This window comes from Shewanella chilikensis, assembly GCF_037953065.1.
Taxonomy (GTDB): Bacteria; Pseudomonadota; Gammaproteobacteria; order Enterobacterales; family Shewanellaceae; genus Shewanella; species Shewanella chilikensis.
In genome coordinates this window covers 2,120,513-2,140,459 of the sequence record NZ_CP149966.1, presented here as the reverse complement: position 1 = coordinate 2,140,459, position 19,947 = coordinate 2,120,513, and the positions used below count along the sequence as shown (strand labels likewise).

21 protein-coding genes are annotated in these 19,947 nt (G+C 48.8%); 12 read left to right on the top strand and 9 right to left on the bottom strand.

What is annotated here, in order from left to right:
- Window positions 1–62 precede the first annotated feature (62 nt).
- The 5 genes from WKR14_RS09825 (at window position 63) to crr (ending at window position 5,134) form a co-directional block, all read left to right on the top strand.
- Window positions 63–1,697 carry a methyl-accepting chemotaxis protein gene (locus WKR14_RS09825; protein ID WP_101055787.1) on the top strand — a complete coding sequence of 545 codons (1,635 nt, stop codon included), beginning with the start codon at window positions 63–65 and terminating at the stop codon, window positions 1,695–1,697.
- Between the two features lie 382 nt (window positions 1,698–2,079).
- Window positions 2,080–2,469 carry an ACT domain-containing protein gene (locus WKR14_RS09820; RefSeq protein ID WP_025010258.1) on the top strand — a complete coding sequence of 130 codons (390 nt, stop codon included), beginning with the start codon at window positions 2,080–2,082 and terminating at the stop codon, window positions 2,467–2,469.
- A gap of 79 nt (window positions 2,470–2,548) precedes the next feature.
- Window positions 2,549–2,806: an HPr family phosphocarrier protein gene (locus WKR14_RS09815; RefSeq protein ID WP_028779985.1), complete on the top strand. Its 258-nt coding sequence runs from the start codon at window positions 2,549–2,551 to the stop codon at window positions 2,804–2,806.
- Between the two features lie 11 nt (window positions 2,807–2,817).
- Complete coding sequence (gene ptsP, locus WKR14_RS09810) at window positions 2,818–4,521, top strand: phosphoenolpyruvate--protein phosphotransferase (protein WP_101054303.1); 1,704 nt, start codon at window positions 2,818–2,820, stop codon at window positions 4,519–4,521.
- Between the two features lie 103 nt (window positions 4,522–4,624).
- Window positions 4,625–5,134: a PTS glucose transporter subunit IIA gene (crr, locus tag WKR14_RS09805; RefSeq protein ID WP_101054306.1), complete on the top strand. Its 510-nt coding sequence runs from the start codon at window positions 4,625–4,627 to the stop codon at window positions 5,132–5,134.
- Between the two features lie 140 nt (window positions 5,135–5,274).
- Here the strand turns inward: crr and WKR14_RS09800 are convergent, their stop codons facing one another.
- From WKR14_RS09800 to WKR14_RS09760, 9 genes are all read right to left on the bottom strand, one after another.
- Window positions 5,275–6,000 (bottom strand): response regulator, encoded by a 726-nt coding sequence (locus WKR14_RS09800; protein ID WP_101054309.1) that lies wholly within the window; start codon window positions 5,998–6,000, stop codon window positions 5,275–5,277.
- Window positions 5,975–7,660, bottom strand: a complete 1,686-nt coding sequence (locus tag WKR14_RS09795) for an ATP-binding protein (RefSeq protein ID WP_224866326.1) — start codon at window positions 7,658–7,660, stop codon at window positions 5,975–5,977. The genes WKR14_RS09800 and WKR14_RS09795 overlap by 26 nt, the downstream gene beginning before the upstream one ends.
- 10 nt (window positions 7,661–7,670) lie before the next feature.
- On the bottom strand, window positions 7,671–9,188 hold the full coding sequence (locus tag WKR14_RS09790; RefSeq protein ID WP_101054312.1) for a tripartite tricarboxylate transporter permease: 1,518 nt from the start codon (window positions 9,186–9,188) through the stop codon (window positions 7,671–7,673).
- 3 nt (window positions 9,189–9,191) lie between these two features.
- Window positions 9,192–9,665 carry a tripartite tricarboxylate transporter TctB family protein gene (locus WKR14_RS09785; RefSeq protein WP_101054314.1) on the bottom strand — a complete coding sequence of 158 codons (474 nt, stop codon included), beginning with the start codon at window positions 9,663–9,665 and terminating at the stop codon, window positions 9,192–9,194.
- A 13-nt stretch (window positions 9,666–9,678) separates the two neighbouring features.
- Complete coding sequence (locus WKR14_RS09780; protein WP_224866342.1) at window positions 9,679–10,596, bottom strand: tripartite tricarboxylate transporter substrate binding protein; 918 nt, start codon at window positions 10,594–10,596, stop codon at window positions 9,679–9,681.
- A gap of 60 nt (window positions 10,597–10,656) precedes the next feature.
- Window positions 10,657–11,301 (bottom strand): hypothetical protein, encoded by a 645-nt coding sequence (locus tag WKR14_RS09775; protein ID WP_339087682.1) that lies wholly within the window; start codon window positions 11,299–11,301, stop codon window positions 10,657–10,659.
- Window positions 11,302–11,764: 463 nt separating this feature from the next.
- On the bottom strand, window positions 11,765–12,592 hold the full coding sequence (locus tag WKR14_RS09770; protein ID WP_226565789.1) for an immunity 49 family protein: 828 nt from the start codon (window positions 12,590–12,592) through the stop codon (window positions 11,765–11,767).
- A gap of 5 nt (window positions 12,593–12,597) precedes the next feature.
- Window positions 12,598–12,870 carry a hypothetical protein gene (locus WKR14_RS09765; RefSeq protein WP_286998378.1) on the bottom strand — a complete coding sequence of 91 codons (273 nt, stop codon included), beginning with the start codon at window positions 12,868–12,870 and terminating at the stop codon, window positions 12,598–12,600.
- A gap of 76 nt (window positions 12,871–12,946) precedes the next feature.
- Window positions 12,947–13,465 carry a recombinase family protein gene (locus WKR14_RS09760; RefSeq protein ID WP_339087681.1) on the bottom strand — a complete coding sequence of 173 codons (519 nt, stop codon included), beginning with the start codon at window positions 13,463–13,465 and terminating at the stop codon, window positions 12,947–12,949.
- Between the two features lie 49 nt (window positions 13,466–13,514).
- Between WKR14_RS09760 and WKR14_RS09755 the strand changes: the two genes are divergently transcribed.
- The 7 genes from WKR14_RS09755 (at window position 13,515) to kdnB (ending at window position 19,938) form a co-directional block, all read left to right on the top strand.
- Entirely contained in the window at window positions 13,515–13,889 is a 375-nt protein-coding gene (locus WKR14_RS09755; RefSeq protein WP_286998374.1) for an arsenate reductase, read from the top strand.
- Entirely contained in the window at window positions 13,886–15,019 is a 1,134-nt protein-coding gene (gene dapE, locus WKR14_RS09750) for a succinyl-diaminopimelate desuccinylase (RefSeq protein ID WP_101054324.1), read from the top strand. The genes WKR14_RS09755 and dapE overlap by 4 nt, the downstream gene beginning before the upstream one ends.
- Before the next feature lie 3 nt (window positions 15,020–15,022).
- A complete protein-coding gene (locus WKR14_RS09745; protein WP_101054327.1) occupies window positions 15,023–15,748 on the top strand; it encodes a M15 family metallopeptidase in 726 nt (241 codons plus the stop codon).
- Window positions 15,749–15,875: 127 nt separating this feature from the next.
- Complete coding sequence (locus tag WKR14_RS09740; protein ID WP_101054329.1) at window positions 15,876–16,709, top strand: alpha/beta fold hydrolase; 834 nt, start codon at window positions 15,876–15,878, stop codon at window positions 16,707–16,709.
- A 101-nt stretch (window positions 16,710–16,810) separates the two neighbouring features.
- On the top strand, window positions 16,811–17,422 hold the full coding sequence (gene can / locus WKR14_RS09735) for a carbonate dehydratase (RefSeq protein ID WP_101054332.1): 612 nt from the start codon (window positions 16,811–16,813) through the stop codon (window positions 17,420–17,422).
- A 237-nt stretch (window positions 17,423–17,659) separates the two neighbouring features.
- The gene (gene kdnA / locus WKR14_RS09730) at window positions 17,660–18,847 is read left to right on the top strand and encodes an 8-amino-3,8-dideoxy-alpha-D-manno-octulosonate transaminase KdnA (protein WP_165565152.1); all 1,188 of its coding nucleotides are present in this window, start codon (window positions 17,660–17,662) and stop codon (window positions 18,845–18,847) included.
- A gap of 20 nt (window positions 18,848–18,867) precedes the next feature.
- Complete coding sequence (kdnB, locus tag WKR14_RS09725; protein WP_101054334.1) at window positions 18,868–19,938, top strand: 3-deoxy-alpha-D-manno-octulosonate 8-oxidase KdnB; 1,071 nt, start codon at window positions 18,868–18,870, stop codon at window positions 19,936–19,938.
- The last annotated feature ends 9 nt before the right edge of the window (window positions 19,939–19,947 follow it).

Sequence of the window (19,947 nt, the reverse complement as noted above, 5' to 3'; positions counted from 1 at the left end):
GTTTTTCCATCGCGTTATAGTCGCTGCCAACTAACTAAAAATAGATAACAAAGGAGTACGAAATGGCACTACTCAGGAAGCTCACCATTCTTCAGCGCCTTATCCTTATGTTGGTTCTGGCCGCAATAGGCACCCTGTGTTTCGCCAGTTTCTCCATTAAAGAACAGTACGATAACCTGATAACTCAAAAATGGCTGCAAAATGATGCCCAGCTGAACACTGCCCTGTCTGTAGTTGCAGCACACCGTGATCAAGTTCGTGCTGGAACACTAACTCTTGAGAAAGCCCAACAAGAGTCAGCAGCCTTGGTGGGCCAGATGCGATATGGCCGTGAAGGTTACTTTATTCTGCTCTCAGATCAGGGAAAAATCATCGCCCACGGCGCTGAGCCGTCGCTGGTGGGCCAAGCCATTGCCGATTATCATATCAAGGATGGCAGCAATCCGCTGGCCCAGCTACAACAACAAGCCAAGGCCAATGGCACAGGCAAACTCAGCTATGAGATCCGCAACCCAGCCAGTGGTAATAGCGAAGAAAAGCTCACCGAATCCAGATATGACAAAGATTGGGGCTGGACCCTGCTGACCGGTACATATATCAGCGATGTCAACGCCACAATGAAGTCAGTCTCAATCGATTATCTGATCATTATGATGTTGATTTCAGCGCCGATTTTCATCTTCTTTCTGGTGCTCAATCAATCCATTACCGCGCCGCTTAAGACCGCCATCGCCGCAATGGAGGATATTGCCCAAGGTGAAGGCGATCTCAGCAAAAGGCTCGAAGGTCAAGGCCGTGATGAAGTAGCAGCACTAGCCCGTGCCTTTAACAGTTTTGTAGAGAAGATAGGTAGAACCGTCAGCGAATTGCAGCCACTTGGTGCATCACTTGGCGAGGACGCCGAGCACCTGACAGTCGCAGTCAAAGAGTCCAACCACAGCGCCGATAACATCCACAGGGAAACCGCCAGCGTGGCCACCGCCGTGAATCAGATGCTGGCAACCACCCAGGAGATGGCCAACAATACCCAGCAGGCTGCCGATGCCGCTTCCAGCGTCAAACAACAAGCCCTCAGCGGTAAAGAGACCATGGATGCGACACTGGCAAACTGCCAGGAGCTGGTGCGCGAACTGCAAGCCGCAGAAAACCTTACCGAAACCCTGGGTCAGGCTTCAGGCAGAATTGGCGGCATTCTCGATGTGATCCGCACCATTGCCGAACAAACCAACCTTTTGGCACTCAACGCCGCCATCGAAGCCGCCCGCGCCGGCACTCACGGCCGCGGCTTTGCTGTAGTGGCCGATGAAGTGCGCGCCCTTGCCAACCGCACTCAGGACTCCACCAACGAAATTCACAAGCTGATCAGTGAAATTCAATCCGGTGTCAGCGCCGTTATGGAGAGTAACAGCCAAACACAGAGCCAATCCTCCGAGCTGCAAAAACAGGCCGAAGCGGCAGGCTCTGCCATGGATCAAATCCTCTCCCTGGTAGCACAGATAAGCGATATGAATACCCAACTCGCCAGCGCTACCGAAGAGCAATCTTTGGTGACCGAAGAGATCAATCGCAATGTCAGCACCATTTCCGAGCTGACTCAAGTTTCAGTGCAAGCCAATGCCAGCAACCAAAGCGCAGCAATGTCGCTTGAGCAGATCAGCCAGAACATGCGCCGCACTCTGGGGCAATTCAAGATCTAACATCTCGAGGGGCAGAACGTATTCTGCCCCTTTCTTATTGTGATAAGCTAAGGAAGGTGCGAATGAGTCCTCGTGGCACTCTGGTTTGCACAGCAATTGGCGTTCAAGGCATCTGACTGAAGGCATGTCGAAGTCGGATAACGCAGAGAGCCGGTTGCTGTGAAAACCCCGAAGGGCGTGGCTTACAGACCTGCCTGCTGTGTTGTGCTTCTTGCAAAGGACTAGGGCCATTTGCGGCGAACCACGCCTTGCATCCAGGCCTGTAAGCCGACGCAGAGCACACATGGGACTTGTTCGCACCTTCCCGGAGTTTGCCGTACCCGGCAGGCGATACCGCAGCGGCGCCCATTGGTGGCCCCGGGCGAAAATAGAGGTATTGGCTTTGCGCATGACATTGGCGGTCTATCCGCAGCTATTCACTATCCACAGTTTCAGCTCAGATACCCAGGTTCCGGCCGAAGTACTCAGCCAGCCGCTGTTTTTTATTGCCAAAACCCGTGAGGAGCTTTCGGTAGTCGTCGATTGTAAACTGGAGCTCGATAGCCTGGAGCAGGAAGAAGACTGGCGTTGTCTTGAACTTTTAGGGCCACTTGGCTTTTCCATGACGGGTATCATGGCCAGAGTCTCGGCAACTCTCGCCGATGCCCATGTGAGTATTTTTACAGTTTCAACCTTCGATACCGACTATATACTGCTGAAGAAAGATAAGTTGGATACCGCCATTCGCGCCCTCAGAAAGCAGCAATATCAGGTTATTGAATATGGCAATTGACGGCTTGGTCGCCGGAGTATTGCAAAACGTCAGCCGTTACCGGATATTATTCAGTTAATTACATGAGTCAAAGAAGTCTATGTACGAAAAAACCGTCACTATTACCGCCAAACACGGGATCCATACCCGCCCTGCCGCACTGCTGGTAAAAGAGGCGAAACAGTACGATTGTGATGTGATGGTTGAGTGCCAGGGCAAACAAGCCAGTGCCAAGAGTCTGTTCAAGTTGCAGACACTGGGGCTCTATCAAGGCGTGTCTGTCAGAGTATTTGCCGAAGGTGAACAGGCTCGCGAAGCCGTTGAACGGGTGTCGGAACTGTTGATCACCTTAAGTTGAGAGGAACACAGATGCGCCTCGCCGGAATTGCAGTCTCATCGGGTATCGCCTTCGGAGAAGCGGTAGTCTACAACCCCTTTGACAACAGCATGGATTACCGCCTGCTGCCACTTGCCAAAATCCCTCAAGAGCTGAATAAGCTCACCCAGGCACTGCAGCGCTTGTGCCAGCAGTTACAAACCAGCCTGGATAAACTGACCGAAGATTCAGACAACTTCCAATTGGTGGAAGCCGATCTGCTACTACTGGAAGATACTGAACTTATTCAACAAATTCGCGAGTCCATCAGTGGGCTGCAGTTTTCAGCCACAGCAGCGGTAGAGCGGGTCTTTGCCCACCAGGCCAGTGAACTTGAAGCACTGGAAGACCCTTATCTTGCAAACCGGGCCCAGGACGTACGTTGCCTCGGCAGACGACTTATCAGTAGTATCAACGGCGCCGATGCCGATGGCCTGGATAAACTCAAACATGACTCCATCTTGTTGGCTCAGGATCTGACACCGGCGGAATTTGCCCTGCTGCCCCTTGAACATATCAAAGGCATCATACTGAAGACCGGTGGCCTCACCAGCCACACGGCTATCTTGGCCCGTGCCGCCGGCATCCCCGCCCTGCTTTCCTGCAACTATCAAACAGGCAATATCAATGCCGGCGATCAGCTCATTCTGGATGCCAACCAAGGTGCTTTATTTGTTCGCCCGGAGCAAACTGAAGTCACAGAGCTTAAGCAGAGATTTGAGCGCGAGCAGGCAAGACGCAGCGCACTGGAGCAATACCGGGACAGGCAGACCCAGACCCAGGACGGAAAACGCATAAGCCTAATGGCCAACGTGGGTAACCTCAATGAGATCTCCCGTTTGCCCCTGGTCGGCGCAGAAGGCATAGGCCTTTTTCGTACCGAATTCATGCTGATGGATGCCAGTTGTATTCCAGATGAAAAGGCTCAGTACAACCTCTATTGCGATGCTCTGCAGCTGCTCAACGGCCAGCCCTTCACCATACGTACACTGGATATAGGTGCTGACAAGGAACTGCCTTGCCTGGATCAGGCAATAGAAGACAATCCTGCGCTTGGCATGCGCGGCGTGCGCTACACCCTTAAACATCCTGAAATTCTGCAGACACAACTACGGGCCGTATTGCGCGCCGCCAATCATGGTCCGGTTCGGTTGATGCTGCCCATGGTTAATCAGGTTGAAGAGTTGGACGCCGTACTGGATATGCTGGAGCACTGTAAACAGCAGCTCAGCGAGGCCGAGAAAGGCTATGGCGACATCAGCCTTGGCATAGTGGTGGAAACCCCGGCCGCGGTTATGAACCTGCCAACACTACTGCCTAAGCTGGACTTTATCAGCATAGGTACCAATGACTTGACTCAGTATGCCATGGCGGCCGACAGAACCAACCCTGAATTGACCCGGGATTATCCCTCATTTTCTCCGGCGATCCTCAGGCTGATTGCCATGACAATAGCAGACGCCAAAGCCGCCGGCATCAGGGTCTCTTTGTGTGGAGAGCTGGCAGGCGATCCGCGTATTGCGCCAATACTGATGGGCATGGGGCTGGACGAGTTGTCAGTCAACCTGGGATCTGTGCTGGAAATCAAAGCGGCGCTGTGTGAGGGTAACTTCAGTCAATTTGCAAAGCAGGCCAAAAAAGCACTCGTCTGCACTCGATTGTCCGAATTGACATCCTTGATCTCCCTCTGTCATTAAAGCTATTAATTCAGTATGCTAAGCAAAAATCCCCTTCCCCAACCTGAACGTTGTCGAGGGACTGTTTAACCAGAAACCAAAAACAAAAAGGACAAAACAACCCATGGGATTTTTAAGCCGGATCCGCCGCATGGTATCGGGGCAGCCCAACATAGAAGGCGGTATTAAAGTTTATGCCCCTATCAGTGGCGATATTGTTGCCATTGAAAAAGTCCCGGATGTGGTCTTCGCCGAAAAGATTGTCGGTGATGGCATTGCGATAGAACCCAAAGGTAAATTTATGCTGGCGCCGATTGACGGCACTATAGGCAAAATTTTTGAAACTAACCATGCCTTCAGCATAGAGTCGCCCCAAGGGTTGGAGCTGTTTGTTCACTTCGGCGTTGGTACTATAGAACTTAGAGGAAAAGGCTTCAAACGCCTGGCCCAGGAAGGTCAGGATGTTAAAGCCGGCGAACCTATACTGGAGTTTGACCTCGACTTTCTCAAAGACCAGGTCAACAGTCTGCTCACTCCTGTTGTGCTGGCTAATATGGAAGATGTTAAGTATCTGGAAAAGCGCCAGGGTAGCGTCAACGCCGGCAAAGATGTGATATTCACGGTTCAGGTCTGAACTAAACCCCAATAATACTCAAATGCATTATTTGACATAGTGCATTTGAGTGCCGGTCAACGTCCCCTACCTTCTGGTTGCGGTTCATTAAAAAATCGCGGTTCCTGGAACAGATAATTCTCTCACTTACCAATATCGCATCAGCTTTTGTTAAAGCCGATAAAGCGATAACTTCGTTCCGGACGGCCGATAGCCCCGTAATTTTGATCAACAATCAACTCATCAATCGCCAGCATATATTCCAAATAACGCCGTGCAGTTGAACGACTCATGCCGACAAGAGCCCCCATTTGTTGTGCGGTATAACTTTGTTTCGGATGTTCAATAAACACGGAACGAATTTTATCTAGAGTCAAGGCATCCACACCTTTGGGTAGACGAACCGGTACTTGATTACTCGATTGCTTATTATCCCCCCCAAATAGAGTGTCAGCGATGGATTGGGTTACTTCTTCCGCTACCGAAAGACAGTGTTGACGAGCTTCAAAGCGAGCAAGTGCTTGATCTAAACGCTTTAACATTAAAGGTTTAACAAGAAAATCACATACTCCCAATTGCATGGCTTGTTCTAAAATGGTGACTTCCTTGGCTGCTGTAATCAACATCACATCACTTTTGAGTCCTTGCTTACGAACCTGTTGTAACAACTCAAGTCCAGAACCATCCGGCAGATAAATATCCAATAAAAGCAGATCAGGTTGTAATGCTTTTAACAAACCGGTCGCAACTTTTATGCTACCGGCACAACCCACAACTTGATACTGTCCCTGGCGTACGGTGTCTTGCGTTTGAGGAAACAGTAAATACTGAGCCAACAATTGTGAGACGGCAACTTCATCTTCAACAATGATTACTGAATACGCCATGAGAAGTTCCTTTAACATGTTTTTTCGGAATGTAAACGGTAATCCTTGCACCGCCTAAATCAGATTCTCCCAATTCCAATGTACCACCACAAGATTCCAAATGCGTTTTCACCAAATACAACCCTACCCCATGTTGTGCACCCGTTTTTGAACTGTATTGCGGTGTAAAAATGGCAGCTTTATCAGCACCTAGTCCTATACCGCTGTCCTCAACATCGAATATAATATTTTGCGCCGTTTCATCAATGGTAACTAACACACGAGGCAGCCGCAGGTGTTGTACCTGTTGCACCGCTTCAATCGCATTATCAATAAGATTGCCCAAAATAGACACCATGCGTTCCAGGAGTTCCTTGCGTTCAATACTGCATAACAAGCTATCATTATTCAGTTCCACACTGACATTCACCTCCCGGGCTTTGTGGTACTTCCCTAGTAATAATCCAGCGATAACAGGTTCTTGAATATGGGTCAATAAACTTTCAATCTGAGCCTGTGAACCTTGGCTCTCTTGACCAATAAGCTCAATCGCCTTATCCAACTCTCCCATTTGGATTAAAGCACCAATAGTGTTTAACTTATTTGAATAATCATGAGTTTGTACCCGCAATAACTCAGCAAATGCCTGTACCTTGGCCAATTGTTGCGATAAATACTCTAACTCATCAGCAGGTCGCATACTCAATAGCACACCATCATTGTAGCCGTGGGCTTGAAGTAAAAAACGTGATAAAACCAAACGTTTATCGGCAGCAAACAACTCGAAACCTAGAATACGGCGACTTGGATTTCGCAATAAAAACTCTGCATGTTCCGGCAATAAATCAGTTAAATGAAGACTTTGATGCTGGATACGCAACGGTTGTTCCAGGATTTCACAAGCCCGTTGATTTATTTTCCGAACATTCCCCTTTGGATCGAGTGCAATAATGCCGGAACGCACTGTATTCAAGATGGCTTCCTGCTCAGCAAATAGCCTTGCTATTTCATCTGGTTGCAACCCAAAAATGGCGTTTCGCACCCATCGACCAATAAATACGGCAGCAAAAATACTGAGTAACAATAACGAAATGCAGCCCCAGAACAATATACTACTACGCTCTAAAATCAATAATTCAACTGAGCCGGCCAAAAAACCTACAGATACCAAACCTAAGATCTCACCACTATCATCATAAACCGGTACCTTGCCACGAATAGATTCACCTAAACTCCCAATGGCCTCAGAAACATAATACTCGCCACGTAATCCAGCTTCTGAGTCTTCCCCAACCATACGTTGACCTATTCGCGTTGGTTCAGGATGCACCAAACGAATTTCTTCAGTATTGCCAATGACAATAAAATCAGCATTTACTTGCTGACGCAATTGTTCCATTTTAGCATTGAGCTCAGGGTGTTCATTCGCTTCCTTGTCAGCTTTTAAAGCCATAATCACATCCGGCCGAGACGCTATTGACAGAGCCAATGCTAACGCCTTTCCCCCCACTTCTTGATGAAAGTTTTGCGTGATCACATTATAAACCAATGCAAAAAAGAACAATGCTTGAAACACACAGACGCCAACAACCAAAATAATTAATCGGGTTTCCAATTTTTTTGGACGGCGAATCACTTTGAATGCGGACGCAGAGATTGCCGCTTGTTCTGAATTTCGCATGATATCCACCCTATAACTTGGCATCCTGACGAAGATAGTTACTCAAGAAACTTTTTAATGGAATAAGCAATACTAATATCGCAACAACACCTATAGCTAATGTAAGAGGTCGTTCCCATAAAAAGCTTATTGAACCATCAGAAATCATCACGGCACGTCGATAATTTCGCTCAATCATATCCCCTAAAATAAACCCGAGTAATAAAGGCGCCATAGGAAAACTCAACAACCGTAGAATAAGAGCTATAGCAGCGACACCCACCATCATAAATAAATCGAAGGTGTTGAACGTCACTAAATAAACTCCAATTAAGCTAAAAAATAAAATCATTACCGTTAACACTGCCCGCGGTAAGGTTAATGCTTTAGCAAAATAAGGAATCAAGGGTAAGTTCAAAATAAGTAAAACAATATTACCAAAATACATACTGATAATAACAGACCAAAACACCGCAGGGTTTTCTTGCATTAGTGTAGGACCAGGCTGAATACCATAAGCTATTAGCGCACCAAGCATAATCGCTGTGGTTCCTGAACCAGGTATCCCAAGTGTCAATAGAGGGACAAAGGAGCCGGTACAAGCTGCATTATTTGCAGATTCCGGTGCAGCCAAACCTCGCATTGAACCTTGTCCAAAGCGTTCCTGTAATGCTTTCGGGGCTAAATTACGCTCACAGGCGTACGCCATAAAACTTGCAATAGTTGCGCCAGCCCCCGGTAATACACCGATTAGAAAACCCAATAAGGATGAACGCCCTACAGTAGGCGCAAGCTCCTTTACTTCCGCTTTACTCAGCTTGGTTGAACCGATTTTAGGTGTGCCCATGTCCAGTTCCCCGGGATTTTTTTGTTCCGGGCGAATGACATTAATCAAAGCTTCCGATAATGCGAAAGTCGCCATGGCAACTAATAGAAAGCTCACACCATCAAGCAAATCTGCTTGGCCAAAGGTAAAACGTTCAGTGCCTGAAGATGGATCTATACCTATAGTGGCTAACATTAATCCAAAGACTGTCATCATCATGGCTTTTAAAAATTGACCCTTATTAGAAAAGGCTGCAATCGCTGTTAACCCCAGGAACATCAACATCATATAATCCGCAGAATGAAAACTTAAACTCACTTCTGCCAATAAGGGGGCGGCGACCATCAACATTAACGCGCCAATGGTTCCACCAGTGAAAGACGCATAAGCCGCAATCGCCAAAGCTTTGCCTGCATGTCCTTGCTTTGCCATAGGATAACCATCAAAGGACGAGGCCACTGTACCGGCCACCCCGGGCGCATTGATTAAAATAGATGACGTTGAGCCTCCAAATATAGCGCCATAATAAACACCAGCCATCAAAATCATGCCGGAGTCAGCGCCTATGCTGTAGGTAATAGGGATCATCAGCGCGATCGCAGTCATGGGGCCTAAACCGGGTAACATGCCAATGAAGGTCCCCACAAAACAACCTATGATCACGTACATCAAGTTTTGCCAAGCAAAGGCGGTTGATAAGCCTGTTAAGATTCCATCTAGCATGATTTAACTCCAAAATTCACCAGGGGCAAGATAAACACCTAATAACTGGGTCATGATGATCCAAAAAATAATCACTACAGGGATTGATGCCAACAGTAGTATTTTTTTACGTCTTTCACCCATTAACCAAAAACCGACAAGTAAAAAAACTGTTGTTGCCAATACAAAACCCAGCGGTTCTAAAAGTCCGCTATAAAGCAACATAAGTACTATTAACAACAATGTTTGACGGATACTTTTCCAGCTTATGGTAGTTTTAATTTCCCGTTTTTTATTCACTGGCGCTTTCACTATTTCAGCTATCATTGCCAGTAAACAAATCACCATCCCTAATACCGTGTACAACTTTGGTAAGCTTGCTGAATTAACACTTTCGTACTCTTCAAATGGCATCAATGGGATCTGCCAAGCGTAAATGCCATAACAAACAAATAGCAGCAAAAATAATGTTGACCCTATGAGCTCTCGATTCATCATAGTCATCTCTCCTTTAACGATGGATAAAGCCCAACGCTTCCATTGCATCACGAAGCTGCTGTTCTTGTGCTTCAAGTACATCAACAAACGCATCCTGGCTGGTAAATAACGTGCGCCAGCCATTACGTTGACGTACGCTCTCCCATTCAGGTGTTGCCATTAAACGTTGAAACCTGTCACTGTATTCCTGCACTTTTGCCTGTGAGACATCTGGAGCAGCAAAAAAGCCACGCCAATTCACAAATTCCATGTCATAACCCAGTGTTTTCATAGTGGGGAGCTGTGGATATTCCACCAAAGGTTCATCAGCAGTGATCGCCAAGATCCTTACCTGTCCCGCACGCATCATATCGAGTGCTTCGCTTAACCCCGTCGATAAGAGATTTACTTCGCCGGACAACAAGCCCGCCTTGGCTTTTCCACCAGCATCATAAGGAATATACCTGAGCAGTCTGCCATCGATACCTGCCGCTTGAACTGCCTGTGCGGCAACTAAATGGTCCATAGACCCGCGGGCTGAGCCACCGGCGACTTTGATCGTTTTTGGATCTCCGCGTAAGGCTTCAATAACATCGTGCCAGCTTTGATAGGGAGAATCTGCACGCACTGCAAACGCCCCGTAGTCGGCAATAACGCTGGCAACTGGTGTCAAATCGCGATAGCTGTAAGGCAACTGCCCCGAAAGTGCTCGCAGCACTATCGGCGTAGAATTAACCATCAACATATCGCCTTTTTTCGTTCCCGACTCAATCAAATAAGCAATAGCGCGGCCACCTCCACCACCAGAAATATTCTGGAATGAGGTGTTGTCATCCAGTCCTGACTTCACCATGGCTTCGCCTACAGCTCTTGCTGTCGTATCCCAGCCCCCGCCTGGCCCTCCAGGAATAAGAAAGTGCGTTTCTGCGCGACTTTGAACACTACAAAGCATCAGGGCGTATGCCACTAAGGCGATCAACCGATAAGTTATCTTGATCATTGTCCTTCTCCTTTAACCTGGATTCGGCACAGGTGCGTCGCACCCGACACAAGGGGAAACCATGAACGCCATTTCCCGGGCGTAATCTTTAATTCCATCTGAGGGATGTTGAACGGGACTGCTTAATCGACTTGATAAGGTTTTCCGAACGAAAAATGTTCTCACCTTGGTTTTATGTCGTTGTGCCTTTGACACATTTTTCTGCCCCCATACAAGAAAGCAATCATTCGTGATTCGATATTCAGATAAACAACCACCGCCAGGGAACTTACGAGACTTTTGCCTATAGCCTTGCCATTTATCGCAACTAAATCCCTTGAATAGATACGCGCTCTGCAATCTGAACTGCTCAGAAGAATTACAGTCAAACACCTGATAGATGGCGGGAAAATGTTTAAAATGTCTTTGTGTGCAACCAGGCTCCGCTCGCCAACTCGTTAAAAAGAGAAACCTGCGTTCTATATCACGTTTTAGCTGTCGAATGGCTAAACTGAGTAAGCTGGCGACCGGGGTAACGGCCCCTAATCCACCAACAAAGCTAATTGGCAAAATATCTGTTTGCGCTTTACAAGAAAGAGCATGGGATTCTGACTTAGTTATCGTCCCGGTTGCCCCCCGACAACTCAGGGCATTGATAAAAATAACCGTATTATTCATTGGCTAATTCCTATTCTGCGTCCGCATTCAATAAGGTTGCTGACGTACAGGACAGCCTAGTGTTAAATCAAGGTTAATATAAGATTGCGAAATTAATTTCCATAAAAACCTTTGACGAAATTTTATCCATTAAGCGCATGCTCAAAATGAACAAAACTAAGGAAGGTGCGACTAAGTCATCGTGGCACTCTCTTGATGTAAAGAGTGGCTTGCACAACAATTGGCGTTCAAGGCATCTGACTGAAGGCATACCTGGGCCTGTCGAAGTTGGATAACCCAGAGAGCCGGTTACTGTAAATTCCCCCATCAAAATAGCCCTTTTCATCGGTTTAGCCTTTGTTATACTCGCTGACAATTACGAACTATAAGCAATACAGAGAAACGGACTCGTCATGACAGATAGAATCTATGGGATTAAAAAGGGGAGGATTACCCTCCCTCAACCTTTGAAACTATCAATAAGCTAATTCCTCCAGACCAGCCCCTGAGGAATGAAGGGGTCAAACACTTGCTGCTTAAGGCCCGCGTGGATAGCAAGATTAGTGAGTGCAACAGCAAATTCAGCGTAATGGCCCGGAACCATTCCCTTCCACTCACCGTAACGAGCTTCATGATGACAAATAGTCAGTTGCTTTCGAATTCCTTCATCAAAGGACTGCTGGTCCCCCGTACATATTCCCCATAGTGCCAAATGCAAGGTGTAGTAATTGCTGTTGAAGGTGACCTTCTTACTGGGCTTGGCCAGGAACTTCTCTATCCGGTTCTCACAAATATGAGCTGCTTTGCTCAATTCCCCTTTAAAAAAAGCGTCGAGGGCAAAAACAAACTCATCGATAGTATTGGGTTTAGCTAGATAAGCGGGTCTTCTATCAACAGAAGAAGGAAACATGGCACAAACGGATTGGGCAACGTCCATTATCCCTGCTGCCATTGCATAACTAAAACAATCCATAGCATCTGCAGCTTGCCTACCAACCCTGGCTTCATCCCCTAAGTATTCTGCATAACTTGGATCGTAAGCCATTCTTAATGTTAGAAACTGCAGTTCCGCTGCTGTTTTGAAGGCGCTTTTAGAATCGGAATATGCTCCTTGTAAGGCGTAAGCCATGCCAAGTGCCGCATATCTAGTAGACCAACCATTATAGATAGTGTCAGAGGTTATTCCTTCCGCTTCGTAGAAACCACTTTCTTTTCGCTGTTTGGCTTCAGCGATTGAGTTAAGAAAGTCGTTGGTTTGTTCTACTATATCCTTAGGTGCCAACAGTGGGGGCTTCTTACTATCACTTACCATTCTGTTTAGTTTCCTTTCAATGCTTTACCAATCAAGCTCTTAGCTTCTTCAAATTGAGGGATAAACTCGTCTACTACAGGATTCCCAACCAAATTACCATCACTATCTTGCCAAAAAGCACGAGCTTGTCCGGTTTCAGTATTGGTAAATACAGCAAGGTGCATCTTCTTACCTTCAACGGCTTCTATCCGACCCCACAAATCGACCTCACCCGCAGTATAAGCCCCACCAATCCTATTCGAATCTTGTCCTATCTTGGCCTTTTTTGTTCTCATCAACTGAGCTCGTTGTAGGTTCTTCTTTTCTGACCCTTGGGGTTGCCCCTTACTATTAACTCCCAATGTTTTACTATCACTACTGTACCCTTTGAATTCCGCTTTCTGCTGCAGCCTTTCTACTTTGTTCCCATACAGCTTTAGCCCTTCGGCTTTTCATCTCAGACTCTTCATTGGCACGACTCATATAAACCAAACTGAGCATCAGCTTTGACATATCCAGTTGCCCTTGCCGATATTCAACTTCATCGGTTAAAGTCACGACAACAATGCCAGCTCGTATAATCTCCATGAATTGCATGAGTGCATCTTCCACATTCTGTCGGCTTAATCTGTCATGAGACTCTACTAACAGATATGCCCCTTTAGGGATTTTGCCGTCCTGAACCAAGCGGAGAAAGACCCCTAGTGCAGCGTCTCTATTGGCACCTTTAAATGCACTTACCCCCATATCTGCTAAAGCAAGCTCTTGCAGTTCCAATCCCTTTCTCTTGGCATAATCACGAGCCAACTCAAGCTGACGTCTTGCACTATCACCCCGTACTTGTCTTGTTGTACTAAACCTAAGATAAGAATAAGCCTTGGTGGTGCTCATCATTTTCTCCTGTGGTATGTTTACCCCAACACAAACAAACAATTAAAACAGCATGGAAGTCGAACAGATCTCTCAAACAATAATGTACGGTATTTCTCCCCAAAAGTGCGACACGGTTAAGAAGGCACGAAAATGGTTGGAGGCCAAGGGCCAGCAAGTGACTTTTGTGGATTTTCGTGAGCAGGAACTATCACAAGACACTCTCAAGGCCTGGGTCGAGCGCATCGGCTGGGAGGCGGTGCTGAACAAACGCTCCACCAGTTTCCGTGCGCTGGATGACGCCGATAAGCAGGATATTGATAGTGCCAAGGCGATATCCCTGATGCTGGCCAATCCAACCCTTATCAAACGCCCTGTATTGACCCGGGGCCAAGATGTGATGACCGGTTTTAAAGAAGCCGACTACCAAGCGTGGTTCGGCCTATGAGTCAGCAGGTGCTTGAACTTGCCAAGGAGTTAATCTCCAGGGCATCTGTTACCCCTCTGGATGAAGGCTGTCAGGCATTGATGGCCGAGCGCCTTGCCAAACTGGGCTTTGCCAACGAGTCCATGGTATTTGAAGATACCACCAATCTCTGGTCTCGCCGCGGTACTGAAGGACCGGTATTTTGTTTTGCCGGCCATACAGATGTGGTACCGCCGGGGGACTTGACCAATTGGCATACTCCGCCCTTCGAGCCAGTGGTTATCGACGACTATCTTCACGGCCGCGGCGCCGCGGATATGAAAGGCTCGTTGGCGGCCATGGTGGTGGCCACCGAGCGTTTTGTGACCGCCCATCCGAACCATCAAGGCTCTATCGCTTTTCTGATCACAAGCGATGAAGAAGGCCCCTTTATCAACGGCACTACCCGGGTGATAGACACCCTGGAAGAGCGCAATGAAAAGATCACCTGGGCCTTGGTCGGTGAGCCATCCAGTACTCTCAAACTAGGCGATGTAGTCAAAAATGGTCGCCGCGGCAGCCTCACCGGCAATCTCGTCGTCAAGGGTATTCAAGGACATGTGGCCTACCCTCACCTGGCGGATAACCCAGTGCACAAGGCTGCGCCGGCGTTGGCCGAACTTGCCGCCATGCAGTGGGACAAAGGCAATGAGTTTTTCCCGCCGACCAGTTTTCAGATAGCCAATATCAACGGCGGCACAGGGGCATCCAACGTGATCCCGGGTGAGCTCAAGGTAATGTTCAACTTCCGTTACTCCACCGAAGTCACCGCCGAAGAGCTGATTAAGCGGGTCGAGAATATCCTCGATGCCCATGGACTGAATTATGAGCTTGGCTGGATCTTCAACGGCCTGCCATTTTTGACCGGCGATGGCCCGCTGCTTGAAGCGACCCGCCAAGCGATTAAAGAGGTAACAGGCTCAGAGACCGACCCGCAAACCTCGGGCGGCACTTCAGATGGGCGCTTTATTGCGCCTACCGGTGCTCAGGTAATAGAGCTGGGTCCGGTGAATGCCACTATTCACAAGGTTAATGAGTGCGTGAAAGTCGCGGATCTCGAGCTGTTGGCCCAGTGTTATCAGCGTATCCTGGAAAAACTCTTGTTGGAGTAAGTGATGGCAAAGAGCGATTTTCTCTATGGGCTGGAGACCGAAGAAGCGCCGCGAAGGACACTGGTTAATCTAAGCGGCAGTGAAAGCGGCTCAGGCGCTGAAGTTTGGCTGGAAGCCGAGACGGCAAAGGCCTTTCTCAAGATGCAGGCCGCCGCCGAGCAAGATGGCATCGCCCTGGCCATCTGTTCGGGTTATCGCAGCTTTGAGCGTCAACTCGCGATTTGGAATGCCAAAGCCTCAGGGAAGCGCCCTCTACTGGATAAAAACTCACTCCCGGTAGGTGACGTCGGCGCGCTCAGTGATGATGAGTTAGTGGCGCTTATTTTGCTTTGGTCGGCGCTGCCTGGCGCCTCTCGCCACCACTGGGGGACCGACATGGATCTATTCGACAGCGGCCAAATCAGCAAGCATGAACTCAAATTGGTTAATGCCGAGTATGAACCCCAGGGCCCTTGCTATAAGTTGAACCTGTGGCTGGACGAGCGCGCCCTGGATTTTGGCTTCTATCGCCCTTTTCAGCCAGGCCTCAGTGGCGTCAGCCCGGAGCGCTGGCACTTGAGTTTCCTGCCAAAGGCCAAAGGGTTTCTCGAAAAGTTTGATAGCGATCGTCTGCGGCAAATACTCGACCACAGTGACTTAGCACTCAAGCAAAGTTTGCTTAGGCGTTTGCCGGAACTGGTCGAGACTTATGTCAGGCGCGTTGCCCCCTATCCGGAAAGCTTCACATAAGTACCTTTGAAGTACGTTTGAATGAGCGAGTTTAAATAAACATCATGCGATTTCGCACCCGGATCCTAAGTCGGCAAACTTGAGGTATCCTTTGCTCCAAACAATAAATCCGGGATACCTTTCAACAATGACTGACTTCAATCAATATCGGCAGCAAATCGAACTCAGGGGCGAAACCCTCAGCTATCTGGATCTGGGCCAGGGCCCTGTGCTGCTGCTCGGCCACAGCTACCTTTGGGACGCCACCATGTGGCAACAGCAACTGCCTGTACTGGCGAAACACTACCGCTGCATAGTGCCGGATCTTTGGGGACATGGTCAGTCAGGCGCGATTCCAGCGCATACCGAGAGCCTGGCGGATATCGCCGCCGATATGTTGACCTTGATGGATAAACTCAATGTCGATGAATTCACTGTCATCGGCTTGTCGGTCGGTGCCATGTGGGGCGCCGAGCTGGTTCTGAAGGCGCCTTCAAGAGTCAAGGCGTTGGTGATGATGGGCAGCTTCCTCGGCTTTGAGCCCGAAGTTACCCGCAACAAATATATGGCCATGTTGGATGGCATCAGCCAATTGGGGCAAATTCCTGCGCCCATGGCAGAGCAGATAGCACCTATGTTTTTTGCCGTAACCACTGCAAGTTTACGGCCACAACTGCTGAGTGATTTCGCCAGCGCCCTGCAAAGTATTTCACCAGAGCGTATCCCTGATACCGTCGCCATGGGCAAACTGATTTTCAATCGCCGCGACGCCATGGAAGATGCCGATAACTTGACTCTACCCTGTTTAATCATGTCAGGAGTAGAAGACACGGCACGCACTGTGCTGGAATCCTTTTTGATGGTCGATGCCATAGATGGCGCCGAGATGATGCAGATACCGGCAGCCGGCCATATTTCTGTGTTGGAACAGGGCGATTTTATCAACCAAGCCCTGCTGACGTTTCTTGAAAAACATCACTGAAATCCGGCCGCGATGGATAGACCAGCGCGGCTTTATTTTCTGATACACTGCCGAAAATAAATCGGACCACTGTGTTCCCATAAGCTATTTTGTGAGCCTGAATGAAAATACTGAAACCGCTTTTTGAAAACAACCGCCGCTGGGCAGCCAGAATAAGCACTGAAAACCCAGAGTTTTTTGAGCAGTTGGCCAAACAGCAAAACCCCGAATATCTCTGGATAGGTTGTTCCGACAGCCGGGTTCCCTCCAACCAGATCATAGATCTGATGCCGGGAGAAGTATTTGTACATCGCAATATCGCCAACATGGTGATCCACACAGATCTCAACTGTTTGTCAGTTTTGCAATACGCGGTTGATGTGCTCAAGGTGAAGCATATCATGGTGGTGGGCCACTACGGCTGCGGCGGCGTCAAGGCCGCCATGGGTACCGACAGACTCGGGCTTATCGACAACTGGCTGGGACATCTCAGGGATATCTACCGCCTGCACCACCAAGAGCTGGAAACCCTCAATGAAAAACAACGGTTTGATCGCCTTTGTGAGCTCAATGTGATTGAGCAGGTCGCCAATGTCACCAGCAGCAACATAGTCCAGGAAGCCTGGGCCAAGGGACAAAATCTCTCAGTGCACGGCTGGATCTACGGAATAGACAATGGGCTTTTGACCGATCTTGACGTCACAGTGGATGGCGGACATCAAAGGGTGGAGTAATCCAAACAGACAAGGGGCGCAGCAGCGCCCCTTGCTTTATCGGTGAAATTTTACGCAGTTGGATTTTTTCCGAAAGAAAGCATCGCAGTATGTTGGCCACCCCGTTATAATTCTGCAGTTAACACGGGTGCTCAGTCATCCGGTCACCCGGCGCATTTCGCGTGACAGCCTTATGGCATAAGGCCTTTTCTGGCGTGACCCTCCCAGAGCACAACACTATCTAAGGAGACACCTTCCATGCCCGGTTTTGAATTGTTTGGTCCTGAAGAAAAACAGGAAGTAGCAGACGTCATGGAGAACGGATTCACCTTCCGTTACAACTTTGATGCCATGCGTAATGATCGCTGGAAAACCCGCGATATGGAGCAGCTCTTATGTGACAAGATGAATGTCAAGCATGCTCACCTGCTCTCCAGCGGTACTGCCGCCCTGCAAACCGCGCTGGCCGCCGCCGGTATCGGCGCCGGGGATGAAGTGATTGTTCCTCCTTTCACCTTTGTCGCTTCTGTTGAAGCAGTATTCATGGCCGGCGCCATTCCGGTATTTGCCGAAATCGATGAGACTCTGTGTCTGTCACCAGAAGGAATTGAAGCCGCCATTACCCCACGCACCAAGGCGGTAAACCTGGTACACATGTGCGGTTCCATGGCCAAGATGGACGAAATCAAAGCCATCTGTGAAAAACACAATCTGGTACTGCTGGAAGATGCCTGTCAGGCCATCGGCGGCAGCTACAAAGGTCAGGCTCTGGGCACCATAGGCGCTGTGGGTTGTTTCTCTTTCGACTCGGTTAAAACCATCACCTGTGGTGAAGGTGGCGCAGTGATCACCAATGATGAAACCATCTACAACCACGCCCACATGTTCTCTGACCACGGCCATGATCATATAGGTAATGACCGCGGCGCCGAGTCTCACCCTATTATGGGCCTCAACTTCCGTATCAGCGAAATGAACGCCGCCCTGGGTCTGGCTCAGCTGCGCAAACTGGACACCATAGTGGAGATCCAGCGTCGCAACAAAAAGCTTATCAAAGACGCCATGGCCGATATTGAAGAAGTTACTTTCCGCGAAATTCCCGATCCTGAAGGCGACAGCGCCGGTTTCCTCAGCTTTATGCTGCCAACCGAGCAGCGCACTCAGGAAGTCAGCAAGGCGCTCTCTGCCAACGGTGTCGATGGTTGCTTCTACTGGTATGTCAACAACTGGCACTACCTGAAGAACTGGCACCACATTCAGCAGCTCAAGAGCCCTGCTGCCCTGCCGATCACATTAATCGAAGATCGTCCGGATTATACTAAAGTTTCTGTGCCCAAATCTGACGCTATCATGAGCCGGACCATTTCCATGCTGATCAAGCTGTCCTGGAGTGAAGAACAGATTGCCGAGCGCATTGCCAACATCAAGAAAGCATTTGCCCAATAACCTAAAGGGAGCTGGTTGCTATGAGTTTCAAGAATTTTAAAGTCGTCCCCAAAATGATCTTTGGTCGCGGTTCTTTTGTCCAACTGGATGAAGTGCTGGCCGCCGAGCGCAAAGAAGCCAACGACTTCGTGGTTTTCGTCGTGGATGACGTTCACAAAGGCAAGCCGCTGGAAGGTCGTCTGCCACAGAAAGAACAAGATCTGGTGCTATGGGTCAATGTCGATGAAGAACCAACCACAGAGCAGGTTGACAGCCTTACCGAGCAGGTTCAGGCATTCAACAGCAAACTGCCTGTGAGCGTAGTCGGTCTGGGCGGCGGCGCCACCATGGATCTGGCCAAAGCCGTATCTTTGATGCTGACCAACCCGGGTGGTTCTGCCAAGTACCAAGGCTGGGATCTGATCAAGAACCCTGCAATTCACCACATAGGTATCCCTACCATTTCCGGTACAGGTGCCGAAGCCTCACGTACCGCGGTACTGTGCGGCCCTGAGCGTAAACTGGGTCTGAACTCTGACTACACAGTATTCGATCAGATCATCATGGACTCCGAGCTGATTGCCGGCGTACCCACTGACCAATGGTTCTACACAGGTATGGACTGCTATATCCACTGTGTTGAATCTCTGCAAGGTACCTTCCTGAACGAGTTCTCCCGCGCCTACGCCGAGAAGTCCATGGATATGTGCCGTGAAGTTTTCCTGGGTGATCACCCTGAGAAAGACGACAAGCTGATGATGGCCTCCTTCATGGGCGGTATGAGTATCGCCTATAGCCAGGTAGGTGCCTGCCATGCGGTTTCTTACGGTCTGTCTTATATCTTGGGTTATCACCACGGTATTGGTAACTGTATCGCCTTCGATGTACTGGAAGAATTCTACCCTGAAGGGGTTGAAGAATTCCGTGCCATGATGAAGAAGCACAACATCCAGTTGCCTAAAAATATCTGTAAAGACTTGCCGGACGAAACCATTGCCGCCATGGTTAAAGTCACCAAGAGCATGGGTCCTTTGTGGGCCAACGTCTATGGTGACAGCTGGCAGGAAAAAGTCACCGATGAGATGCTGACCAAGCTGTTCCGTCGTATCTAAGCCGGTAAA